The following is a 6,663-nucleotide window of genomic DNA, read 5'->3' on the forward strand; positions in this document are numbered from 1 at the left end:
AGATGATCGAAAAAATCATACGCTGGAGTGCGAAAAATCGCTGGATAGTACTCACAGTTTACCTCGTGGCTTGTGGATACGGCTTTTACTCTGTTTCTGAGTTACCCGTGGATGCGATTCCCGATCTCTCTGAAAATCAAGTAATCGTTTACAGCGAGTATATGGGTAGATCTCCCGAGGTGGTTGAGAATCAAATTACTTATCCAATTTCCACAGCTCTTCAAGGACTTGCAGAGGTTAAAGCCGTGCGTGCGGCTTCTATGTTCGGGATGAGTTTTGTTTTTATCATTTTCAACGATGATGTCGATATCTACTTTGCAAGAACTCGTGTTCAAGAAAAACTTTCCACTGTTCAAACTGATTTGCCGAAAGGGGTAATTCCCAAAATGGGGCCGGACGGTACCGGAGTTGGACATATTTATTGGTACACGCTCAAAAGCAGAAATCACGATTTAGGGTCTCTTCGCTCTATCCAAGATTGGTTTGTAAGAAGACATCTGCAGTCAGTTGAAGGTGTTGCTGAAGTCGCAAGTATTGGCGGTTTTGTTAAGCAGTATCAAGTGGATGTATCCGCACAAAAATTGCAGATGTTTAATCTCTCAATCTTCGATATCACTTCTGTTATTGAAAAAAACAATGAAGTCGGTGGCAAACTTATTGAGATTAATGATGCAGAATTTTTTATTCGAGGGCAAGGTTATATCCGAACTTTAGAAGAAATTGAAAACCTTCCCATTATTACTCGTTCCAATGGAATCCCAGTGTTAATCAAACAAGTTGCTACGGTTCAAATAGGTGGAGACATAAGGCGCGGAATTCTTGAATCTAATGGAGAAGGTGAAACAGTTGGCGGTATTGTAGTGTTAAGGCAAGGTCAAAACGCAGATAAAGTCATAAACCGTGTAAAAGAAAAAATAAAAGAGATCTCGGTTGGCCTTCCTGAAGGTGTATCAATTGAAACCTCCTACGATCGAACAGATCTCATTCAAGCTGCGATTTCTACGCTAAAAAAAACACTCCTCGAAACTGCTGTCGTTGTTTCAATCGTTGTGGCATTGTTTCTTCTTCATTTCAGAAGTATCATTCGCATCATCATTGAAATACCCGTTTCAGTTTTGATTGCATTCATTTTGATGAAAACCTTTGGTATTTCGTCTAATATTATGAGTTTGGGAGGTATCATTCTTGCAATTGGGGTTATTGTAGATGCTTCAATGGTACTTGTTGAAAACGCTTATCGAAATATTGCAAAAGCTCAGCAAGCCAAGCCAGATTTATCCGAAGATGAAATTGAAAAAATTTCAGTGGACTCTGCTGTGCAAGTAGGAAGAGCGATTTACTTCTCTGAACTGATTATTCTTGTAGCTTTTCTTCCGGTTTTTTTCCTCAAAGGCCAAGAGGGGAAATTGTTCCATCCACTCGTATTTACCAAAACGTTTACGATGATTGGCTCTTTAGTTGTAGTCATTACCCTTATCCCAGTGCTGATGACTTTATTAATGAAGGGTAACTTTAGGTTGGAACATGAAAATCCTCTAACCCGCTTTTTTATCACCATTTATGAACCAATTCTTAAATGGAGCCTTCATCATCGAAAAACCATCCTTTGCTTAAATCTTCTTGCTTTACTGGCTACAATTCCAATGTCTTTAAAAATTGGTTCAGAGTTTATGCCGCCACTCGATGAAGGCTCAATTTTGTTTATGCCCGTTACATTACCCACGGTTTCAGCCCCCGAAATCGCTCGAATTCTCAAACGCCAAGATCAAGTCATCAAATCAATCCCTGAGGTTTCTGCCGTATTAGGAAAAGCCGGTAAAGCGGAAACCGCAACCGATAATGCACCCCTCAGTATGATCGAAACCATTATTCTCTTAAAACCACAGTCTGAGTGGCGAAAGGGATTAACCAAAAAGCAAATTATCGCAGAATTAGATTCAAAACTTCAAATACCCGGTGTTCGAAATGGGTGGACGCAACCTATTATTAACAGAATTAGTATGCTTGCAACCGGCATCCGTACAGATGTTGGCCTAAAAATTTATGGTACCAATCTTGACACCTTAGAGAAATTAGCCATTGAAGCAGAAACTCTCCTTAAATCCGTTGATGGTGCTGCCGATGTAGTAGCCGAAAGAACTCAAGGAGGCAACTATCTTGATCTCAGTCCTAAGCAATTTGAACTATCCCGTTTTGGGGTTTCAATTTCTGATCTCCAAAATTTTATTGAAACTGCAATCGGCGGTGAAAACCTTTCAAAAATTGTTGAAGGCCGTGAACGCTACCCAATTCGGGTACGTTTAGAACGCATATCTCGCGAAGACATTGAAGAAATAAAACGTATCCCATTTCCCGTCAATCCTACAAATACAAACCCGATTAGTCCTAAATTTTCATCTTCTTTTTCTCCGCCTGAAAATTCTAATTCTATGGGGATGAATTTATCCTCAACCTCACCTGTAAGCACTGCAAATCAAATTTCAAGAACTTCTTCATTGAATCTCTCCACAGTTTCTCTTAGCCCTTTTGTTCCATTGTCTGAGTTGGCCGAAGTTATATTGAGAAAAGGACCAACAATGATTCAAAGTGAAAATGGGCAGCTTCGTTCAGCAGTCCTTTTTAACATTCGTAATCGCGATCTTGGTAGTGTTGTAGAAGATGCAAAAGAGATTGTTTCCCAAAACTTAAAGATTCCATCGGGATATTCAGTTTCTTGGAGCGGACAGTATGAACAAAAACAACATGCCGAACGAACTTTACTTTTAATAATCCCCGTTGTACTACTCATTATCTTCCTGCTACTTTATCTCACCTTCAAAGATTTCAAGGAATCGATAATCGTGATGCTTTCTGTTCCCTTTGCACTTGTTGGGGGTGTTTATATGATTTTTTTCTTGGGATTTAATTTTTCTGTTGCAGTATGGGTCGGGTTCATTGCCTTATACGGTGTTGCCGTAGAAACTGGCGTCGTGATGGTTTTGTATTTGCACGAATCTTTGGATAGCAAAATTCAACAGTACTCTAAAGAGAATATCCCCATTATTGATAAAGCCATAATTCTTCAAGCCACCATTGAAGGGTCTGTCCTTAGGTTACGACCAAAATTGATGACTGTGATTACTTCAATGATTGGTCTTATCCCAATTATGTGGGCGACAGGGACAGGCATTGATGTCATGAAACCACTCGCCGCCCCTATGATCGGAGGGCTTCTTACCTCTGCCGTTCATGTACTTTTAGTTACGCCCATACTATTTGTCTATACAAAAGAATTTGCTCTTAAAAAGGGGTTGCTTACGATTTCAAAAATGTCAACCAAATTCGATTGATGTTATGAAACATTACCTTGTATTCTTTCTCGGTTTACTTTTGAGATCTGCCAGTATGTTAGGGCAACCAATTGAAGAACTTATTGAACAGTCTTTTAGTAAAAATTTAAAACTAAAATCTTTTCAATATTTAATCCGTTCAGCTAAACATAAAGAATACTCCGTTTCAGCTTTACCAGCACCTCGTATTTCGTTCGAACTTCAACAGATTCCTCTTAGTAACCTTAGCGTCAATCTTTTGAACGATCCTCTTTCACAAAACCTATCGTTTTCTCAAGAATTTCCTTGGTTTGGGAAATTAAATGCTTTGAAGAATCTTGAAGAGAGAAAAAGTCTATTGATTAAATCCGATTCCGCACTTTATTGGTCTTCTCTCAAATTTGAACTCATCAAAAGATACTTTTTACTTTGGAAGTACCGTCAATCTCTCGCCTTAAAAGACTCAATCATAGTAACTTATGAAAAGGCTATCGACGCTGCTCGTGTTTCATTTAAATCTTCAACTCAGCCTCTTTCAGAATCACTTAAACTTCAATCTGAACTAGCCCTCGCAAAATTTGAACGTTCAACTCTTAAGAATGAATATCGTTCTATTTTGGTTTCTCTTAACTTTTTGTTGAATAGCCCCTCTGATACATTTTCTATTAACCCGACATACCCCCAAAATTTCGATTATGACTCTGAAAGGTTCGAAGATCATTATTCTCTTTCTCAAAACCCTGTAATAAAGAAAATGAGCGTAATGATTGATATGCAAAACGCAGAAATGGCAGTTGCTGAAACAGAACTACTGCCCGACATTATGCTTCAAAGCATGCTGATGCGAATGCCAAATGGGATGATTCTTACTTCAAATTCTATGAGTAATGTCAATAAGGGTGGAGTTGATTATATGTACGGTGTGATGGCATCTTTTACTCTTCCATTTTTGCCTTGGTCTATCGATGGTCCGGTACAAAAGGCTGAAAGCTTTTCACTCACTGCAAAAGCAATTGAACTTGAGCGAGAATCGATGCTTAAAGAGCTGTATTCTGAACTTAAAATGCTTAACCGTTCATTCAATTTACTAAAGCAAAAAATCAGATTGATACAACTTGAGCTACTTCCACTTCTTCGTATGAATTTAGATTTGCAGTGGTCTGAATTTCTACTGTCAAAAAGCACTATCAGTTCATTCTTAGATTCCTCACGAATGTATTTTATGAAAAAACAGGAGCTATATGAAACAGAGTACGAACTTGCTCTATTGTATTATTCAATCCAAATCACTCTTGGAAGGTAACCGGTTTATGTCATATACCATCATTCGTTTAATGTGCTCAATTTACTTGCCTCTCACGCTTAGTAGTTGCATATTACTTTTTTCATCTTGCAGTTCAGGCTCCAAAGATAAATTATCAATCTCAGGTAATGATTCAGTTAGTTCGAATGCGTCAATAAATACTGTGGTTTATCCTAAACTACTTTATCATTGCCCTATGCATCCTCAAGTAACTTCAGAGCGGCCGTCAGTTTGCCCGATCTGCCAAATGGATCTTGTGTTAAAATCTCAATCGTCAACAATCACATCTGATGGACTAGTTTATGTTGATGATCGCAGTATATTATTTGCCAATGTTAAAACTGCTTTTCCAAAGTTTGAATCACTTGTAAAGTCTATTCGTAGCGCAGGATATATTCAATTTGCAGAGCCCAATATTCGAGTATATTCATCCCGTTTTTCCGGCAGAATTGAAAGGCTTTATGTTAACGAAACCGGGAAAAATATTTCTAAACATGAAAAGCTTTTTTCTATTTATTCTCCAACTTTAATTCAAGCGCAAAAGGATTATTTGGTCCTTAAGCAAAGAAAAGATCCTCTCGCACAAGTGGGAAAAGAAAAACTTCTCCTACTTGGCCTTCAAGAAAACCAAATTGATTCTTTAGAAATGCTCGAGGAACCTCCTTTTTACAATGATATTCTATCCCCTTTTTCAGGAATTATCATTGAAAAAAGTGTATTTGAGGGTGAAACTATTTCGGAAGGACAAGAACTCTTTAAATGTGTTGATACAAATTTGCTTTGGGTTATTTGTGAACTTTCTGAGATCGACGCTCAATATGTTTCATCGGGTGATTATGTACAAATTCAATTACAATCAAATCCGTCACACACAGTTTTAGCAAAAGTCTCATTCGTGAATACTATCATAAATCCCGAAACAAGGACTCTTCAAATTAGAATTCCTATAAGAAATTCAAGTGGAAGTATTAAGCCGAATATGTTCGTTTCAGTTTCTTTTGAGAAGGAACTACATCGTTCCTTGCTCATCCCTTTTTCAGCTGTAATTTTAACTGGCGAAAAATCTTTTGTTTGGGTCAAAATAAAAGGTAATCATTATAAACTTACCGAAGTTAAATTGGGTGAAAAGGGAAAAGATTTTGTTCAAGTTCTTAATGGCTTAAGCATTGGTGATGAGGTGGTTTATTCCGGTGCATATTTAATTGATTCTGAGTATCAACTAACTTCCAATCAAAATCATTAACTATTTTGTAGGTTATATTAATTCAATAGACTGATTTCAGCTAAATGGTGTTCAATCGTTTTTTTACAGAAGTCGGAGAGATTTTTTTACTTCTTTTTGGTATCCTTTCTTCGTTGAAGAGAGTTCTTAGAGATCGAAAGTTAATCATTGCCCAAATGGCACATATTGGCGTTGATTCGCTCCCTTTAGTTTTGCTGGTTTCAGTTTTTACTGGAGCGATTGCCGCGTGGCAAGCCGCCTATCAAATGAAAGGTTTTGCTCCGATTTCTATGGTTGGTGGAATTACAAGTAGAGTCATCATCATTGAATTAGGGCCAGTTCTTACTGGAATTATTATTGCAGGTAGAGTGGGTGCTTCTATCGCTGCTGAATTAGGAACAATGAAGGTCACAGAACAATTAGATGCGCTAGAAATTATGACGATTGACCCTGTTAGATACCTCGCGATGCCGCGCGTTTTAGCGACAACGATAATGATGCCAGTATTAGTTGTTTTTGCAAATTTGGTCGCAGTATTAGGCGCATTTGTTGTTTGTAGTTTCTTCCTCGGTGTTTCTCAATATGTTTTTTTTGAATCAACTAAAGCCTTCTTTTACATGAAAGATGTGTTAGGAGCTCTTCTTAAAGCTGCGATTTTTGGTTTGCAAACTTCGCTTTTAGGTTGTCATATCGGCTTTCAAACTTCCGGCGGAGCGGAAGGTGTTGGAATCTCTACGATTCGTAGCTTTGTTGTTTCATCAGCCTTAATTCTCATCGCTGATTACGTTTTATGGTTTTTCTTGTTTTAATTTGACTTAATTTAAATTCGT

5 protein-coding genes (1 of these 5 cut by a window edge) are annotated in these 6,663 nt (G+C 37.8%); all 5 read left to right on the plus strand.

Translation table 11 applies throughout. The features are described 5' to 3' along the window. Positions 1-2: 2 nt before the first annotated feature. Tightly spaced (at most 44 nt apart), the 5 genes in view from SFU91_02985 to SFU91_03005 form a layout consistent with a single transcriptional unit that may run on beyond the window. Positions 3-3,329, plus strand: a complete 3,327-nt coding sequence (locus SFU91_02985) for a CusA/CzcA family heavy metal efflux RND transporter (protein ID MDX2127985.1) — start codon at positions 3-5, stop codon at positions 3,327-3,329. 4 nt (positions 3,330-3,333) lie between these two features. Continuing rightward, the gene (locus SFU91_02990; GenBank protein MDX2127986.1) at positions 3,334-4,611 is read left to right on the plus strand and encodes a TolC family protein; all 1,278 of its coding nucleotides are present in this window, start codon (positions 3,334-3,336) and stop codon (positions 4,609-4,611) included. Next, positions 4,550-5,854 (plus strand): efflux RND transporter periplasmic adaptor subunit, encoded by a 1,305-nt coding sequence (locus SFU91_02995; GenBank protein MDX2127987.1) that lies wholly within the window; start codon positions 4,550-4,552, stop codon positions 5,852-5,854. The genes SFU91_02990 and SFU91_02995 overlap by 62 nt, the downstream gene beginning before the upstream one ends. 44 nt (positions 5,855-5,898) lie before the next feature. Then, complete coding sequence (locus SFU91_03000) at positions 5,899-6,642, plus strand: ABC transporter permease (protein ID MDX2127988.1); 744 nt, start codon at positions 5,899-5,901, stop codon at positions 6,640-6,642. A 19-nt stretch (positions 6,643-6,661) separates the two neighbouring features. Beyond that, a protein-coding gene (locus SFU91_03005) for an ATP-binding cassette domain-containing protein (protein MDX2127989.1) crosses the window boundary here: on the plus strand, positions 6,662-6,663 show a 2-nt sliver of it. The gene runs 784 nt beyond the window's last position; only 2 of the gene's 786 nt are visible here; the start codon is cut by the window's right edge — 2 of its three bases fall inside, at positions 6,662-6,663; the stop codon falls past the right edge of the window.

Source organism: Chloroherpetonaceae bacterium, assembly GCA_033763895.1.
Taxonomy (GTDB): domain Bacteria; phylum Bacteroidota; class Chlorobiia; order Chlorobiales; family Thermochlorobacteraceae; genus JANRJQ01.